The 16,420-nt window shown below is 65.8% G+C and carries 15 protein-coding genes; 7 read left to right on the top strand and 8 right to left on the bottom strand.

What is annotated here, in order from left to right:
* Window positions 1-253: 253 nt before the first annotated feature.
* The gene (locus D1Y85_RS26920) at window positions 254-523 is read right to left on the bottom strand and encodes a hypothetical protein (RefSeq protein ID WP_185218884.1); all 270 of its coding nucleotides are present in this window, start codon (window positions 521-523) and stop codon (window positions 254-256) included.
* On the opposite strand from D1Y85_RS26920, the gene dacB reads away from it, so the two are divergent.
* Both dacB and D1Y85_RS02405 read left to right on the top strand, forming a co-directional pair.
* On the top strand, window positions 474-1,970 hold the full coding sequence (gene dacB, locus D1Y85_RS02400) for a D-alanyl-D-alanine carboxypeptidase/D-alanyl-D-alanine endopeptidase (protein WP_185218874.1): 1,497 nt from the start codon (window positions 474-476) through the stop codon (window positions 1,968-1,970). The genes D1Y85_RS26920 and dacB overlap by 50 nt on opposite strands.
* A gap of 228 nt (window positions 1,971-2,198) precedes the next feature.
* Window positions 2,199-3,113: a sterol desaturase family protein gene (locus D1Y85_RS02405; RefSeq protein WP_124149405.1), complete on the top strand. Its 915-nt coding sequence runs from the start codon at window positions 2,199-2,201 to the stop codon at window positions 3,111-3,113.
* Between the two features lie 183 nt (window positions 3,114-3,296).
* Here D1Y85_RS02405 and D1Y85_RS02410 read toward each other — a convergent pair whose 3' ends face one another.
* From D1Y85_RS02410 to D1Y85_RS02440, 7 genes are all read right to left on the bottom strand, one after another.
* A complete protein-coding gene (locus tag D1Y85_RS02410) occupies window positions 3,297-4,331 on the bottom strand; it encodes an L-threonylcarbamoyladenylate synthase (protein ID WP_124149545.1) in 1,035 nt (344 codons plus the stop codon).
* Between the two features lie 14 nt (window positions 4,332-4,345).
* Window positions 4,346-5,563: a 5-(carboxyamino)imidazole ribonucleotide synthase gene (locus tag D1Y85_RS02415; protein ID WP_124149406.1), complete on the bottom strand. Its 1,218-nt coding sequence runs from the start codon at window positions 5,561-5,563 to the stop codon at window positions 4,346-4,348.
* Window positions 5,564-5,666: 103 nt separating this feature from the next.
* On the bottom strand, window positions 5,667-6,185 hold the full coding sequence (gene purE / locus D1Y85_RS02420) for a 5-(carboxyamino)imidazole ribonucleotide mutase (RefSeq protein ID WP_124149407.1): 519 nt from the start codon (window positions 6,183-6,185) through the stop codon (window positions 5,667-5,669).
* A 93-nt stretch (window positions 6,186-6,278) separates the two neighbouring features.
* Entirely contained in the window at window positions 6,279-7,169 is an 891-nt protein-coding gene (locus D1Y85_RS02425) for a phosphoribosylaminoimidazolesuccinocarboxamide synthase (RefSeq protein ID WP_124149408.1), read from the bottom strand.
* Window positions 7,170-7,381: 212 nt separating this feature from the next.
* Window positions 7,382-8,446 carry a class II fructose-bisphosphate aldolase gene (fba, locus tag D1Y85_RS02430; RefSeq protein ID WP_124149409.1) on the bottom strand — a complete coding sequence of 355 codons (1,065 nt, stop codon included), beginning with the start codon at window positions 8,444-8,446 and terminating at the stop codon, window positions 7,382-7,384.
* A gap of 340 nt (window positions 8,447-8,786) precedes the next feature.
* The gene (pyk, locus tag D1Y85_RS02435) at window positions 8,787-10,223 is read right to left on the bottom strand and encodes a pyruvate kinase (protein WP_124149410.1); all 1,437 of its coding nucleotides are present in this window, start codon (window positions 10,221-10,223) and stop codon (window positions 8,787-8,789) included.
* Between the two features lie 477 nt (window positions 10,224-10,700).
* The gene (locus tag D1Y85_RS02440; protein ID WP_124149411.1) at window positions 10,701-11,900 is read right to left on the bottom strand and encodes a phosphoglycerate kinase; all 1,200 of its coding nucleotides are present in this window, start codon (window positions 11,898-11,900) and stop codon (window positions 10,701-10,703) included.
* Window positions 11,901-12,445: 545 nt separating this feature from the next.
* Here D1Y85_RS02440 and D1Y85_RS02445 point away from each other — a divergent pair.
* The 5 genes from D1Y85_RS02445 to D1Y85_RS02465 all read left to right on the top strand — a co-directional run bounded on the left by D1Y85_RS02445 (window position 12,446) and on the right by D1Y85_RS02465 (window position 16,418).
* The gene (locus tag D1Y85_RS02445; protein WP_124149412.1) at window positions 12,446-12,640 is read left to right on the top strand and encodes a zinc-finger domain-containing protein; all 195 of its coding nucleotides are present in this window, start codon (window positions 12,446-12,448) and stop codon (window positions 12,638-12,640) included.
* A 198-nt stretch (window positions 12,641-12,838) separates the two neighbouring features.
* Complete coding sequence (gene waaF / locus D1Y85_RS02450) at window positions 12,839-13,864, top strand: lipopolysaccharide heptosyltransferase II (RefSeq protein WP_124149413.1); 1,026 nt, start codon at window positions 12,839-12,841, stop codon at window positions 13,862-13,864.
* Window positions 13,865-14,145: 281 nt separating this feature from the next.
* Complete coding sequence (locus D1Y85_RS02455; protein ID WP_124149414.1) at window positions 14,146-14,592, top strand: nuclear transport factor 2 family protein; 447 nt, start codon at window positions 14,146-14,148, stop codon at window positions 14,590-14,592.
* A gap of 154 nt (window positions 14,593-14,746) precedes the next feature.
* On the top strand, window positions 14,747-15,805 hold the full coding sequence (locus D1Y85_RS02460) for a YheT family hydrolase (protein ID WP_124149415.1): 1,059 nt from the start codon (window positions 14,747-14,749) through the stop codon (window positions 15,803-15,805).
* Complete coding sequence (locus D1Y85_RS02465) at window positions 15,798-16,418, top strand: DUF2946 family protein (protein WP_124149416.1); 621 nt, start codon at window positions 15,798-15,800, stop codon at window positions 16,416-16,418. The genes D1Y85_RS02460 and D1Y85_RS02465 overlap by 8 nt, the downstream gene beginning before the upstream one ends.
* Window positions 16,419-16,420: the final 2 nt, after the last annotated feature.

The raw sequence follows: 16,420 nt of genomic DNA on the forward strand, positions 1-16,420 counted from the left end.
CGCGGCGCGGCGCTGGCTTTGTTGTCGCAATATGCGCGCGCATCACGCCAGGTCTTTACAATGTGCCCTTTTGCGGCGCGCGGCGCGGCGATGCGCGACAGCCTTGCGATGGGCGTCTGGCGTCGCGCTGCGCGCCGTACGCCCGTTTTTGCGCACGCGCACGGCGGCGCCTCAGCCGTCGATCGTGCCCCTCGGGACGCCGCGCGCGAGGCACCAGCCGCGCCGCACGCAACACCCCTATTCGTCAGACGCTCTACATGCTGCCCGCTTCACTGTCCAATTCACTGTCCGCCTTTCTGCCGATTGCGCGGCCGACTACGCTGCCCGTTTCGCTATCCCGGCTTGGCGCTTTGCTCCGCCGCGCGGCATCGAGCCACGGACGCGCCGCCGCGACCGCTGCCGTGCCAGCCGCCGCGCGCACCGCGTTCGCGATCAGGATTGCCTGCGCGGCCTTTGCAACAGCCTGCGTCGCCATGCCTGCCGCGCAAGCGCAGCCCGTGGAACCGCGCTTGCCTTCGGTCAACGTCAGCACCGTGCTGCCGCCCACCGTGATGGCGGGCCTCGAACGCGCCCATGTGCCGCTGTCGGCGGTGAGCGTGGTGATCGAAAAAATCGGCGACCGCCAGCCGAGCGTGGCCGTCAACGCGGGGCAGCCGATGATGCCCGCCTCGACGATGAAGCTCGTCACGACCTGGACCGGCCTTGCGATGCTCGGGCCCGACTACCGCTGGAAAACGAGCGCATTCACAGACGGCAGCGTGGATGCCACCGGAACACTGCACGGCAATCTCTACATCAAAGGCACGGGCGATCCGAAGCTCGTGCCGGAAGAGCTAATCGATCTCGTGCAGAAAATCCACGCAGCGGGCATCGCCCATATCGACGGCACGCTCGTGCTCGACAAGAGCGAATTCGACGCCTCGACGCGCGATCTGCCACCCTTCGACGATGACGCCAGCGCGCCCTACAACGTCGGTCCCGATCCGTTGATGTATGCGTTCAAGGCGGTATCGTTCACGTTCGCGCCGTCGCAAGGAGGCGTCTCGATCGATGTCGTGCCGCCCGTTGCCCAATGGCAGATCGACAACCAGATCCGCGAACGCGGCGGCAAGTGCGGCGGTCTGCTGCCGTCACCGCAGATCGCGCCAGGCGCGAACGGTCTCGTGACGGCGAGCTTCGGCGGCAGCTACGCGGCGCGATGCGGCGAGCGCACGCTCAACATCGCTGCGCCCGTCGATCACAGCACGTTCTTCGCCGATGGTTTCCTCGCCCTGTGGCAGCAGACAGGCGGCACCTTCAGCGGCGCGGTCCACGACGGTGTCGTGTCACCGGGCGCACGCCTCATCGCGAGTCATCAAAGCCCGCCACTCGCGGATGTCGTGCACGACATCAACAAGTTCAGCAACAACGTGATGGCGCGCAATCTGTTCCTCACGCTGGGCGCCGCGGCAGGCAAGCCGCCTTCGACAACCGCGAAGGCCACGGCCGCCGTCACCGCGTTCCTGCGCAAGAGCGGCATCTCCGCGCCTGAGCTCGTGCTCGACAACGGCTGTGGCCTCTCGCGCGAAGAGCACATCAGCGCCCTCTCGCTTGCGAACCTGCTACAGGCCGCGAATGCGAGCCCGGTCGCGCAGCCGTTCGTTGACTCGCTTCCGGTGGCAGGCGTCGACGGAACGATGCGCAAACGACTCACGAACGCGGATGTACTTGGCAACGCGCACATCAAGACCGGTACGCTGCGCGACGTGCGCGCGATCGCGGGCTACGTTGCGGCGCAGACCGGCGAAACGTGGATTGTTGTGAGCCTCATCAACGACCCGCACGCGGAGTCCGCACGCGAGGCCCACGACGCACTGCTCGAATGGGTCTATAAGGGCATGCCCGAAGAGTCTCCGGTGTACGTAGAGGCGCATCCGAAGCGTGCCGCGAAACACATCCGTAAAAACCCCCAGCGCCGCGCCGCCCATTGAAAATGCGGATCGCCCTCGTGCACTTCGTGCAGCAGACCGAAGTTTCCCTCTAGCAAAGCCCCGCCTCTCGCACGTATTAGACGTGTACCCTGAAGGGCATCGTCCGGCGGCGCGCACGCGATGCGCCCCGGAACGCAAAAAGCGGCGCAGCCGCGCAACAACAGACAAGAGACAACGAGGACGGCGCTGCACAGCAGCGCCGTCCTCGGGACGAAGAGGAGGACACACGTGCGGTTCGATGCCGAATTGCTTCTGCTTGCGCTCGCCCCTGTCTTTCTCGCCTGCATCGCCTGGGAGGCCTGGCATCTCGCGCGCACGCGCCCCGGCGCCGTACTCTATAGCTGGCCCGACACGCTCTGCAACGCCGCGCTTGCCTTGATGCATCAGGGCGCCGACAAGCTCGCGTGGCTCGTTGCCATTCCCGTCTACGCTTACGTCTTCCGGCACTGGCGCATCGTCTCGTGGCAGCCGGGCTGGGTCGCGTGGCTCGTGCTGTTCGTCGCGCAGGACTTCCTCTACTACGTGTTTCATCGCGCGAGCCATCGCGTGCGGTGGCTCTGGGCCGCGCATGTCGTTCATCATTCGTCGGAGCGGCTCAATCTTTCCACGGCATTCCGGCAGAGCCTCATGTATCCCGTCGCGGGTATGTGGGTGTTCTGGATTCCGCTCGCCGTAATTGGCTTCACGCCGATGCAGATCGTCGCCATCGTGCTCGTCAATCTGGCGTTTCAGTTCTTCGTCCACACCGAACTGGTCGGCGAACTCGGCTGGCTCGAATACGTGTTCAACACACCATCGATCCACCGCGTCCACCACGCGCGCAACGACCGCTACATCGATCGCAATTACGCAGGAGTACTGTCGATATGGGATCGTCTGTTCGGCAGCTACGTCGAAGAAGACGCGAACGACCCGCCTGAGTACGGCATCGTCGAACCGCTACACAGCTATAACCCGCTGAAGGCGACGTTTCACGAGTGGCTGTCGATGGCGCACGACTTCGCGCAGATGCCCGATTGGCGCAGTCGCTTCGCCGCGCTGTTTGCGCCACCTGAATGGGCTGCGCGGTTGCATGCTCGACAACGCGCACCGGCTGGTGCGTACGTCGAGGCGAGCGTGTCTGAAAGCAACAGCAGCGACTAACAGGGAGCCAGGCGGCGCGCCGGAATTCCGGCGCATGCTGTCTGCGTCCGGCGCAACGCGCCAGACGCATCTCAAACGCCCCGTCCGCCATTCAGGCAGCGGGGCGTTTGCTCGTTTCAGCCGGAAAGATTGACGATGCCCGCCGCGTAACGCGACAGAACCGCGACAGAACGCAGAACGCGATCAGTCCTGCTGCGCCTCGAACGCCGCAGCTGCGCGTCCGAGCCGGTCGTTCACGGCGATCCATTCGATCGTTTCGGGGAGCTTCTCGATCAGGATGCGCGCGACGTTTGCGCGATCGAGCGCGCGCAGCAAGCCATAAAGCTCGCGCGCATAGAGTTGCGGATCCTCGGGCGCGGCGATGAAATGCACGTCCGGCGCACTCGCCCAGGTGCCCGAACGCGAGGTGCGGGCCACGAGCGCCACCGACTCGCCGTTCGCACGCGCGGCAGTCAGCATGGGCTCCAGCGCCTCGAACGGCAGCAGCGCGAGCGGTGTGCGCGGCGCATAGTGCGCCTTGAGCGTGCCCGAAGCGCGCGGCGCCGTGGCATCCGATCCGTCGGGCAGGCGCGGCGCCTCGCCGAGCACCCGCGCGATGTCGTGCGGCGTCACATGCCCCGGCCGCAGAAGCGCCGGAAAACCACGCGAGAGATCGAGAATCGTCGATTCGATGCCGACGTCGCTCGCACCACCGTCCAGCACGTGCACGGCCGAGCCGAACTCATCGCGAACGTGCTGCGCCGTGGTCGGGCTGACATGGCCGAAGCGGTTTGCGGAAGGTGCCGCGACGCCGCCGTGACCACCGCGCAGTCGCGAAAACGCAGCGAGCAACTTCTGCGCGACCGGATGCGACGGGCAGCGCAGGCCGACCGAATCCTGACCGCCACTCACCGCGTCGGGGATCCGCGGATGGCGCTTGACGATCAGCGTGAGCGGGCCGGGCCAGAACGCGTCGACGAGCTTCTGCGCCGCTTCGGGCCACTCGGCGGCCCAGTACTGCGGATCGCCGCCCGGCGGCAGATGCACGATCACCGGATGATTCGCCGGCCGGCCCTTGGCCGCGTAGATTCGCGCGACGGCGTCGGGATTCGACGCATCGGCGCCGAGTCCATACACGGTCTCCGTCGGGAACGCGACTAGTTCGCCCGCATCGAGCAGCGCGGCGGCGTGTTCGATCGCGGCATCGGTCGCGTGGGTGGAATCGGGCTGCACGGTCATGGAATCAGACAATCTCAGCTCGTGGCGATGTGCAGCAAACGTGCGCAGTCGCGCGCGGCTGCGCGCGCTTCGTCGAGCGTCGGCGCCGTGAAATTCACGTGGCCCATCTTGCGGCCTATGCGCGCTTCTTCCTTGCCGTACAGATGCAGGCGTGCAGCGGGCATCGCGGCCACCTGGTCCCACGGCGGCGGAACCGGCGCGGCGCCTTTCTGCGGTTTCGCCTCACCGACGCTGCAGGGGAACCACACGTCGCCCAAGATGTTCAGCATCACGGCCGGCGAGTGCTGGCGGGTGTCGCCGAGCGGCATGCCGGTCATCGCGCGCACCTGCTGCTCGAACTGGCTCGTCGCGCAGGCATCGACCGTGTAGTGACCCGAGTTGTGCGGACGCGGCGCCATTTCGTTGGCGACGAGCGAGCCGTCCTCGAGGATGAAGAACTCCACGCACAGCACGCCGACATAGCCGAGCTTCGCTGCGATCTGCATCGCCGCCTGCTGCGCCTGCTGAACGAGCGCCGGGCTCGCGTCGGGCGCGGGGACGATGGTGTGCGAAAGCACGCCGTTACGGTGCGTATTCTGCGCGAGCGGATAGACGGCGCTCGCGCCGTTGATGCCGCGCGCGATCAGCGCCGACACCTCGAACTTGAGCGGCAGGCGCTTTTCCAGCACGCACGGCACGCCGCCGAGCGATGCATGCGCCTCGCGCACTTCGGCAACGTTGCCGACGCGCACCTGGCCCTTCCCGTCATAGCCGAGCCGTGCGGTCTTGAGAATGCCCGGCAGCACGGCTGCAAGCGCATCGTCGTCCATCGAGGCGAGCACCTGCGACGACTCGATCACCACATGCGGAGCAACGGGCACACCGGCTGCCGCGATGAAGCGCTTCTCGGCGATGCGGTCCTGCGCCACGGCCACGCAGCGCCCCATGGGGCTCACGAAGGTCGATCTGGCGAGCGCGTCGAGGCTCGCGGCGGGCACGTTCTCGAACTCGGTCGAAACGGCCGCGCACAGGCGCGAGAGTTCGGTCAGCGCGGCTTCGTCGTCGTAGGCGGCACGCAGATGGCGGTCGGCCACGGTGCCGGCCGGGCTCGCCGGATCCGGATCGAGCACGGCGACGCGATAGCCCATCGCCTGGGCGGCGAAACAGAACATGCGGCCGAGCTGGCCGCCACCCACCATGCCAAGCCAGGCGCCAGGCAGGATCGGTGAAACCGGAGTGTTGTCAGGAGTCATTTCAGTGATCGATCGCGGCTGCCAGAGCGCGAGAGACGGCGCACAGGCGAGGCCGGGGTTTAACGTCGAAGCGGGGCGTACTGCCCTGCCCCGACGATGGCGCTTACAGCGCCGGCAACACCATCGCGTGCGCGGCTTCGTTCTGGCGCACGCGGAAAGCCGCGAGCTTGTTCGCGTAGTCGCTGTCGGTCACGCTCAGGATCGACACGGCGAAGAGCGCTGCATTGGCCGCGCCCGCCTCGCCGATGGCGAACGTCGCGACCGGCACGCCCTTGGGCATCTGCACAATCGAATGGAGCGAATCGACGCCCTTCAGATACTTGCTCGCGACGGGCACGCCCAGCACCGGCACGGTGGTCTTGGCGGCCAGCATGCCCGGCAGATGCGCCGCGCCGCCCGCGCCCGCGATGATCGCGCGCAGGCCGCGCTCGCGGGCCCTTTCGGCGTACTCGAACATCTCGTCGGGCATGCGGTGCGCCGAGACGACCTTCGCTTCATAAGCGACGCCGAACTCCTGCAGGATCGCGACCGCCTGCTTCATCGTTTCCCAGTCGGAGCTGGAGCCCATCAGCACGCCGACGAGCGGCGCCGCATGCTGGTGAGCCGTCTGTACTTCGCTCATTTCCTTCCTTTTCCCGCGATTTTTGCCGCGCTATTTACTGCACTGTTCCCTTGATGCGCGGCCAGCGCGCATCGAACCCAGTCAAGCCAGAGATCAGACCAGCTTCTGGCCGGTGAGGCGTTCGAGCGCCTCCTGATACTTGGCGGACGTCTTCTCGAGCACCTCGTCGGGCAGTTTCGGCGCCGGCGGCTCCTTCGCCCAGTCCTGGGTTTCGAGCCAGTCGCGCACAAACTGCTTGTCGAACGACGGCGGATTCGAGCCGACCTGATACTGGTCGGCGGGCCAGAAGCGCGACGAGTCGGCGGTGAGCGCCTCGTCCATCAGATACAACTGGCCGTGGTTGTCGAGACCGAATTCGAACTTCGTGTCGGCGATGATGATGCCGCGCGTCGCGGCGTAGTCGGCCGCTTCCTTGTACAGCTTGATCGAGATTTCCTTGATCGTGCGCGAGAGTTCGGTGCCGATGCGGCGCTCCATCTCTTCGTACGTGATGTTCTCGTCGTGGTGGCCCATTTCGGCCTTCGCTGCCGGCGTGAAGATCGGCTCGGGCAGCTTCTGCGCGTTCTGCAGGCCCGGCGGCAGTTCGACACCGCACACGGCGCCGGTCGCCTGGTAGTCCTTCCAGCCGCTGCCTGCCAGATAGCCGCGCACGACCGCCTCGACGAGGATCGGCTCAAGGCGCTTCACGACGACCGCGCGGCCCTTCACCTGCGCGACTTCGTCGGCGGCGACGACCGATTCCGGATCGACGCCCGTCAGATGGTTCGGCACGACGTGCTCGAGCTTTTCGAACCAGAAGTTCGCCATCTGGTTCAGCACCTGGCCCTTGCGCGGAATCGGCTCGCCCATGATGACGTCAAACGCCGACAGACGGTCGGTCGTGACGATCAGCAGCTTGTCGGTGCCCACGGCATAGTTGTCGCGGACCTTGCCGCGGCCGAGGAGCGGCAGCGAGCGCAGCGTGGATTCGTAGAGGGTAGACATCGTCGTGATTCGCTATAAAAACGTGGCGGGACCGGCGGAAATCCGGACCAAACGTGGACTGATAGGGTAAATCAAAAAGTCAGTCGCCGTTCCCCAGCCTGGCGGAGACGGCGACGGTCCTGCAGCAACACCTGACGCAAGACTTTGCACCTGCCGTGGCGCCCGGCCCGCCCTGCAGGACGGAACGAGGAACATGGCGGCGGCGCGTCGCGTCAGCGAACGATCTGCGCGAGTTCGCCCGACTTGTACTTCTCGGCGATCTTTTCGAGCGACACCGGCTTGATCTTGCCAGCCTGGCCTTCGCAGCCGAACGCCAGATAACGGTCAACGCAGACCTTCTTCGCGGCTTCGCGGGCCGGCTTCAGGTAGTCGCGCGGGTCGAACTTCGACGGATTCTCGAACATGTAGCGACGGATCGCGCCCGTGATCGCGAGACGCAGGTCCGTGTCGATGTTGATCTTACGCACGCCGTGACGGATGCCTTCCTGGATTTCCTCGACCGGCACGCCGTAGGTTTCCTTCATGTCGCCGCCGAATTCGCGGATTTCCGCGAGCAGTTCCTGCGGCACCGACGACGAACCGTGCATCACGAGGTGCGTGTTCGGAATGCGCGCGTGGATTTCCTTGATGCGCTGGATCGACAGGATGTCGCCCGTGGGCTTCTTGGAGAACTTGTACGCGCCGTGCGAGGTGCCGATCGCAATCGCCAGTGCGTCGCATTGCGTGAGCTTCACGAAGTCGGCGGCCTGCTCGGGGTCGGTGAGCAACTGCTCGCGCGTCATCTTGCCTTCGGCGCCGTGACCGTCTTCCTTGTCGCCCTGCATCGTTTCCAGCGAACCGAGCACGCCAAGTTCCGCTTCCACCGTGATACCGATCGAGTGCGCCACTTCGATGACCTTCTTCGACACGTCCACGTTGTACTCGTAAGACGCCACGGTCTTGCCGTCGGCCTGGAGCGAGCCGTCCATCATCACGCTGGTGAAGCCGCTCTTGATCGCGGCCATGCAGACCGCCGGCGACTGGCCGTGGTCCTGATGCATCACGACCGGAATATGCGGATACGCTTCGACCGCCGCTTCGATCAGGTGGCGCAGGAACGCCTCGCCTGCGTATTTGCGTGCACCCGCCGAGGCCTGCATGATCACCGGCGCACCGACCTGGTCGGCAGCGGCCATGATGGCCTGGACCTGCTCCAGATTGTTCACGTTGAACGCGGGCAGACCGTAGCCGTTCTCGGCTGCGTGATCGAGCAGTTGTCGCATTGAAACGAGAGGCATTGTGCTACTCCTTTGATTTAAAACGAAATCCCGTGTACCGCCGGCCATCTCGTGCGGCCGGTCGAGCGCGGCCTGGCAGCCGCCGCCCGCGTGGTCGACGCGGGCGCAATTGCGCGATTTTATCGCGAAGCCGCGCCGCTCCCTGGCGCAAACACGTAACTGGCATCAAATCGGCCAATTCCCGCGTCATGGTGACCGGTCAACGTTGAAAGCACGTTGACATCAAGTTGACCGCCCGGAGGAGTGTCCGCGCGGTCTCCCGAGGGTGCCTAGGGTGCGAACTGTGGTGCGGACCGCGGCCCGGCTTGTTCCCGTTTCTTCAAGGAAGCGGACCGCCCCGTTACAGAACGTCTCCGACACGCACGATCTTCAGCGTGTTCGTGCCGCCCGGCTGGCCCATCGGCTCGCCGACGGTCAGCACGACCACGTCGCCGCGCGACGCATAGCCCTTGCTCACCACCACCTCGATCGCCTGCTGGAGCGCCGTGTCGCGGTCGCTGCTGGTGTCGAGATGCAGCGGCGTGACGTTGCGGTAGAGCGCCATCGCGCGCTCGCTGCCCGTGCGCGGCGTGAGCGCGAAGATCGGCACGTGGATCCAGTGACGCGACATCCACAGCGCGGTCGAACCCGAATCCGTGAGCGCCACGATCGCCTTCGCGCCGAGGTGGAACGCCGTGAAAAGCGCGCCCATCGCGATCGATTGATCGATGCGTCCAAAGGTGCGGTCAAGAAAATCCTTGTCGAGCTCGGACTGTTCGGACTTCTCGGCTTCGAGACAGATCGCCGCCATCGCCTCGATGGTCTGCACCGGGTACTTGCCGGCCGCCGACTCCGCCGAAAGCATCACGGCGTCGGTGCCGTCGAGCACCGCGTTCGCAACGTCCGACACCTCGGCGCGCGTCGGCACCGGTGCGTAGATCATCGACTCCATCATCTGCGTGGCGGTAATGACGAACTTGTTCGACTCGCGCGCCATGCGGATCATGCGCTTTTGCAGCGCGGGCACCGCCGCGTTGCCGACTTCGACGGCAAGATCACCGCGCGCGACCATGATGCCGTCCGACGAATCGAGAATCTCCTGCAGCGCCGGAATGGCCTCGGCGCGCTCGATCTTCGCGATCATCTTCGGCTTGATGCCGTAGGGCGCGCCCGCGATGTTCGCGAGCTGGCGCGCCATTTCCATGTCGGTGGCGTTCTTCGGGAACGACACGGCGACGTAGTCCGCACCGAGCGCGAGCGCCGTGCGGATGTCCTCCATGTCTTTGGCGGTCAGCGCCGGCGCCGTAAGGCCGCCGCCTTGCCGGTTGATGCCCTTGTTGTTCGACAGTTCGCCGCCGATTTTCACGGTCGTATGGATCTCGCTGCCGATCACGCGCACGACGTCGAGTACGATGATGCCGTCATTGAGCAGCAGCACGTCGCCCGGCTTCAGGTCACGCGGCAGGTCCTTATAGTCGAGGCCGACACGCTCGTCGTTGCCGAGCTCGCACTCGGCGTCGAGGATGAACGGCTTGCCGGACTCGAGCATGGTCTTGCCGTTCTCGAATTTGCCGACACGAATCTTCGGGCCCTGCAGGTCGGCCATGATCCCGACCTCCCTACCGGCCTGACGGGCGCACTCCCGCACGGTTTCGGCACGCTGGCGGTGATCGTCCGCCGTGCCGTGCGAGAAGTTGAGGCGCACCACGTCCAGTCCCGCGTGAATCATTTGCAGCAGGACATCCGGCGTACTGGAAGCCGGACCGATGGTGGCGACAATCTTGGTGGCGCGATGCATGAGTCTCCTCGTCTGGAAAGGATCGCTGGAAGAAACGCTGCTGCGAGAAGGGCTGGCCGGGTCAAGCGCACGTGCGCCATCGCCGGGACGCGCGCCGGTTAGATCCGGCGTCGCTTTGTTTGACGGCGTGAGAGGCGCGGCAGCCGGATCGGACGATCCGGCCTCGCGCGCCTGCGCCATCGGTGCGGCATGCTCGCGGTTTGCGCACGCGCTATCGCGCGCTGCGTCCGCGGCTGCCGCCGGGAAACTTGCGTCCGCGAGCGCAGATGTCCGCGCTTCGGACGGCGCCGCATCAGCCGTGGCTGTTGCGGCGGCGGTGGGTGTGGCAATCGTGGCGGTCGCGGCGGTCGATTCAGCTGCGTTCAGCGCATGCGCCGCCGGTGCCGGTGCCGAGGGTACTACGCGCCCCGCTGCTGCGACCGCAGTGCGCTGCTTCGCGCGCACTCGGGCCGGTTTCGCAGCGGCGCGCGACACCACTTAGCCAGCCGCCCGGGTTTCGAGCACCTCGACGGCCGGCAGCTTCTTGCCCTCGAGGAATTCGAGGAACGCACCGCCGCCGGTCGAAATATAGCTGACCTTGTCCTGGATGCCGTACTTCGCGATGGCCGCAAGCGTGTCGCCACCGCCCGCGATCGAAAACGCCGGCGACTTCGCGATGGCATCCGCCAGTGTCTTCGTGCCGTTGCCGAACTGGTCGAACTCGAACACGCCCACCGGACCGTTCCACACGATCGTGCCGGCCTGCTCCAGTTGCGAAGCGAGTGCCTTGGCGGTCTGCGGGCCGATGTCGAGGATCAGGTCGTCGTCGGCGACGTCGGCAACGGCCTTGATTTCAGCCTTCGCGGTCGGCGAGAACTCCTTCGCGGTCACGACGTCGCTCGGGATCGGCACCGACGCGCCGCGCGCGCGCGCTGCGTCGATGATCGTCTTCGCTTCGGCGACCAGATCGGCTTCCGCGAGCGACTTGCCGATTTTCAGACCGGCCGCCAGCATGAACGTGTTGGCGATGCCGCCGCCGACGATCAGCTGGTCCACCTTTTCCGCGAGCGACTTGAGGATGGTGAGCTTGGTCGAAACCTTCGAGCCCGCGACGATCGCCACGAGCGGACGCTTCGGCGCGCCGAGCGCCTTGCCGAGCGCGTCGAGTTCGGCGGCGAGCAGCGGGCCCGCGCAGGCGACGGGCGCGAACTTCGCGATGCCGTACGTGGTGGCTTCGGCGCGGTGAGCGGTGCCGAATGCATCGTTGACGTAGACGTCGCAGAGCTTGGCCATCTTCTGCGAAAGCTCGTCGGAGTTCTTCTTCTCGCCCTTGTTGACGCGGCAGTTCTCAAGCAGTACGACGTTGCCCGGCGCCACGTTGACGCCGTTCTCGACCCAGTTCGCGACGAGCGGGACGTCGCGGCCAAGCAGTTCGGACAGGCGCTTCGCGACCGGCGCGAGCGAGTCTTCCGGCTTGAATGCGCCTTCGGTCGGGCGGCCGAGGTGCGACGTGACCATGACGGCAGCGCCCGCGTCGAGCGCGGCCTTGATAGCCGGCACGGAGGCGCGCACGCGGGTGTCTTCGGTGATGTTGCCCTGATCGTCCTGCGGTACGTTCAGGTCGGCGCGGATGAACACACGCTTGGCCGTAAGCTTGCCTTCGGAGATCAGATCGGAGAGACGCAGAACCTTGTTCATAGGCTTGACTGTACGTGATGGTGGGAAGGCGGTGGCAACACGACGCGGATTGTGCGGATTGCCGCTGCGAACGACCGGTTCGAACAGCGCAAAGCGCGCGATGGCATGGCCGGTATGGCGCGGGATCCGGATCCGACGGTACTCCGGGTCGCGGCCCGCTGCCAGCAACCGCCGGCATCAGTCATCGCAGGCCGGCATCGTCATCGTCGTATTGCGAAGCCGGTATTTTAGCCGATTGCCAGGCCGATCAGAGACGTGCACCGGCGAATGTCCTGTATTTGGACGGCTGAGGTTGCATCCAGATTTTTTTTGCTTTTTTCCCTGTTTATTGGCGAGTTGTTTTGCCAACTCGTTTCGCGTGCGTGTCTCCCGCGCTTGCATCGCGCTTACGCGCGACACCCGACCGGCATGCTGCGACGCAGCATAAACGCCGTTAAGTGCCCGTCCGGGCACCAAATAAGGCTAAAATGATCGTTTGCCCGCTGCGGACTCTGAAAGCGCCGCAGCACCCGGGCTTAACAATGAGCATCACGAGAATTGTCCTCATGAGCGAAATCAAGGAAATGCCGTTGGTCGAACTGTCGGCCAAGGATCTGCCCGCGTACTGCCCGAATCCGTCGATGCCGCGCTGGAGCACGCACCCGCGCGTCTTCATCGACGTGACGCATGGCGAAGCGCGCTGCCCGTACTGCGGCACACGTTACAAGCTGCGCGACGGCGAGGTCGTGCACGGCCACTGAGCCACGCGGCGCTTGATGGGCGCGCTTGCGCATGTCGGCTCGTTCGCTCTGCGCTGCCTTTGTAACGCCACAGGCATCGCCCGCCGGCATTCAGCCGCGGGCGGTCCGACGACGCGCCCTGCGGCGCGTTCCCCACTAACCGTATTCCGCGCACCCAACGCGCGCGGAATCTTTGCCATTTCCGGACACTGACACCCGATGCGTCGCGCGCTGGTAATCGCACCGAACTGGATCGGTGACGCACTGATGGCGCAGCCGCTCTTTGCGCGGCTCGTGAAACTGCACCCGCGCATCGTGATCGATGCAGTCGCGCCCACGTGGGTCGCGCCTGTGCTCGAACGCATGCCCGAAATTCGCGACGTCTACGCCACCGACCTCGCGCACGGCAAGCTGCAATGGCTGAGTCGCTGGCACCTCGCGGCCGACCTGCGCGATGTGCGCTATGACGCCGCCTACGTGCTGCCGAACTCGCTGAAGTCCGCGTTGATCCCGTGGCTCGCGAAAGTGCCGCTGCGCATCGGCTATACGGGCGAGAGCCGCTACGGTCTCCTGAACGTGCGCCACGCGAATCCGCCGAAAGACGAGCGTCCGCCGATGGTCAAGCACTATGCCGCGCTCGCCTGGGCCCCCGGCGCAAACGTTCCCGACGACCTGCCGGCGCCGCGTCTCGAGTCGGATCCGAACGAGGCGTCGCGCGTATCGGCACGCTTTAACCTCGACACGCGCGTGCCGCTCCTCGTGCTCTGCCCCGGCGCGGAATATGGCCCCGCCAAGCGCTGGCCGCCCGAGCACTTCGCGGCGCTCGCGCAGATGGTGAGCCAGTCGTTCCCGTATGCACAGATCGTCGCACTCGGCTCGCCGAAGGACGCACCGCTCGCGCAGGCCATCGCCGATCGCGCACCGAACGTGCGCAACCTGTGCGGCCAGACCGCGCTCGGCGAAGCGTGCGCGCTGATCTCGCGCGCGAACGCCGTGGTCACCAACGATTCAGGCTTGATGCACGTCGCTGCCGCGCTGCGCAGGCCGCTCGTCGCGCTGTACGGTTCGACCGACCCGCGCCACACACCGCCCTTGTCGGAACTCGCAAAGGTACAATGGCTGCATCTCGACTGCAGCCCGTGTTTCCAGCGTGAATGCCCGCTGGGCCATCTGAACTGCCTGCGCGAACTCAGCCCTGAACAGGTGTTCGGCGATCTTCGCGGCATGTTGCTCGGCCAGCGATAGTCGGAAAGGGCCTTGACGAGGCCTTGGAGCGGAACCTGTAACGGACCTGGAAGTGGCTTGAAAGCGCGGCGACGCGCTGGCGCATACGGTGAGCGCCCATCGGGCTGGAAACCGGAGCGTGTCGCGCAGACGTCCTCCGGCACCCCGCCCTGCCTCGCAGACCGGGACACGCGCGCGACGCCGAGCTTCACAGGCATGCCTCGCGACAGCGGCATGCTCGCAATAGCCGCATCAGGTGTCGATTCGCCAACCCGCGCCCCGGCGCACAAGACCAACGAGCCATGCCACGTTTTGCCCACATCTTCGAAGCCGCCGCGGACACCCTCAATGCGTATTACCAGGCCGTCGCGGAGGTCAATATCGACAGTTTGATGGGCCTGTGGATCGACGAGGAATTCGTGAGCTTCATCTGTGCGAACGGCGCCCATCTGCACGGTCTGTCGAACATCCGCGCGGGCCTCACGACCCAGATCGAGGCGAACCCGGTATCGATCGAGCCGCTCGACATCCGCGTCTACGACAGCCTCGGCACCGTGGTCTACGCGATCGTGGAAGCGCATCGCCCGGTGGATCCGGCCGCCGTGCCCGATCTGGTCTTTACGACCTACGTGATGGTCCATGAGCGCGGCGAATGGCGCATCGCCCATATCCATGCGAGCCGCATGCCCGATGACGCGGCTGCCCAGTTTTCCGCGAAACTGCGCCACGGCCAAGGCGCGTTGCACTGAACGCGTCGCTTTCCGCGCGGGTTCTCGCTGACGTTCACGTAGCGTTTGCCGTACCGCTTTTCGGACTGTTTTTCGCTCCGTTTTTCGCGCGATTTGTCCTACCGTTATTCGTACGGACCTTTACACCGTTTTTGATCCAGCTTCACGCGCAGTCATGAGCACCACCGGGAACAGGCCAGCCACCACGCGCTCCGCAGTCGCGGCGACCGGAACTTTGCCGGGCGCCGCGCACCGCGGCGCATACCGCGCGCCGTTCTGGCTGCCGGGCGCGCATGCGCAGACCATCGTGCCGGCCTTCTTCGCGTGCCTGCCGACCCCCGCCTACCGCCGCGAACGCTGGGACACGCCGGACGGCGATTTCATCGAACTCGACTGGGTCGAACCGGCGCCAGGTCAGCCGCGCCCCGCGCCCGACGCCCCGCTCTTCGTGCTCTTTCACGGGCTCGAAGGGGGGTCCGGCTCGCACTACGCACGCACGATGGCGACAGCCGCGGCCACGCTCGGCTGGCATGCCGTGATCCCGCACTTTCGCAGCTGCAGCGGTCCGATCAACCTGCTGCCGCGCTTTTATCATCTCGCCGACGCCAACGAAGTCGACTGGATGCTGCGCCGCTTCGCGACGCGTCATCGCGGGCCGCTCGTCGCGGCGGGTGTCTCGCTCGGCGCGAACGTGCTGCTTCACTGGCTCGCGGAGCGGCGCGAAGAAGCGTCGATCGTGACGGCAGCCGCCGCAATCTCGGCGCCGCTCGACGTCCATGCGGGTGGTGAGATGCTTTCGCGCGGATTCGGTATGGTCTATACGCGCAATTTTCTGAGGTCGCTCAAGACGAAGGCGCTCCAGAAGCTCGAACAGTTTCCTGGCCTTTTCGAAGCGCAGGCCGTACTCGCGAGCCGCACGATGTACGAGTTCGACAATGTGGTCACCGCGCCACTGCACGGCTTTCGCAACGCCCATGATTACTGGACCCAGGCGACGGTTCGCCCGAAGCTCAGCGAGATCCTCGTGCCGACGCTCGTCCTGAATGCCCGCAACGATCCGTTCCTGCCGGACCGCGCGCTACCCGCGCGCCATGAGGTGAGCACGGCCGTCGAACTGGAGCAGCCCGCGCACGGAGGCCACGTCGGGTTCATGACAGGTCCGTTCCCCGGCCGCTCCGACTGGCTCGCACAACACGTGACCGGCTACCTCTCGCGTTTCGTTTCGCATGGATGAGATCGTCAGACAGGCGCTCGCGCGCTGGCCCGACGTGCCGCATTGCACCGGCTGGCTGCTGCTCGACGCACGCGGCCAGTGGCGTCTGCGCGACGAGGCCGACCAGGCCGCCGGCACAGCCGGCACGCCGGTCCGGCACGAGGCGCTGATCGGCTTCATCAACCGGAATTACGGTTGCGACGAGCACGGACAGTGGTATTTCCAGAACGGCCCGCAGCGAGTCTATGTCGAACTCGAATACACGCCGTTGATCGTACGGCTCACGTGCGATGCGACCGGCACGCTGACGCTCACGGACCAGACCGGTCAAGCGCTCGTGCCGTCGGCGGTTTATGTGGATGACGCAGGCAGCGTGCTGTTCGCGAGTACCGCCGAGGGTCGCGCGCCTGTGCGCATCGCCCTGCTCCACGATCACGATCTCGATCTTTTTACCGACCACGCTTCGCTTGCAGAAAACGGAGTGGACGGCACATTCGTGTGGCGCGCCGGTGTCTCGCTACCGCTTAAACCTGTGCTGCGCGCACAGGTTCCCACACGTTTTGGCTTCGTCGCGAGCCCGGCGCGCGACGAAGTGCGGGCATTGGCTGACGGTAAAGCAGTCAGCGCCGGCTGAGC

The sequence above is a fragment of the Paraburkholderia dinghuensis genome (genome assembly GCF_003837865.1).
In the GTDB taxonomy this organism is placed as follows: Bacteria; Pseudomonadota; Gammaproteobacteria; order Burkholderiales; family Burkholderiaceae; genus Paraburkholderia; species Paraburkholderia dinghuensis.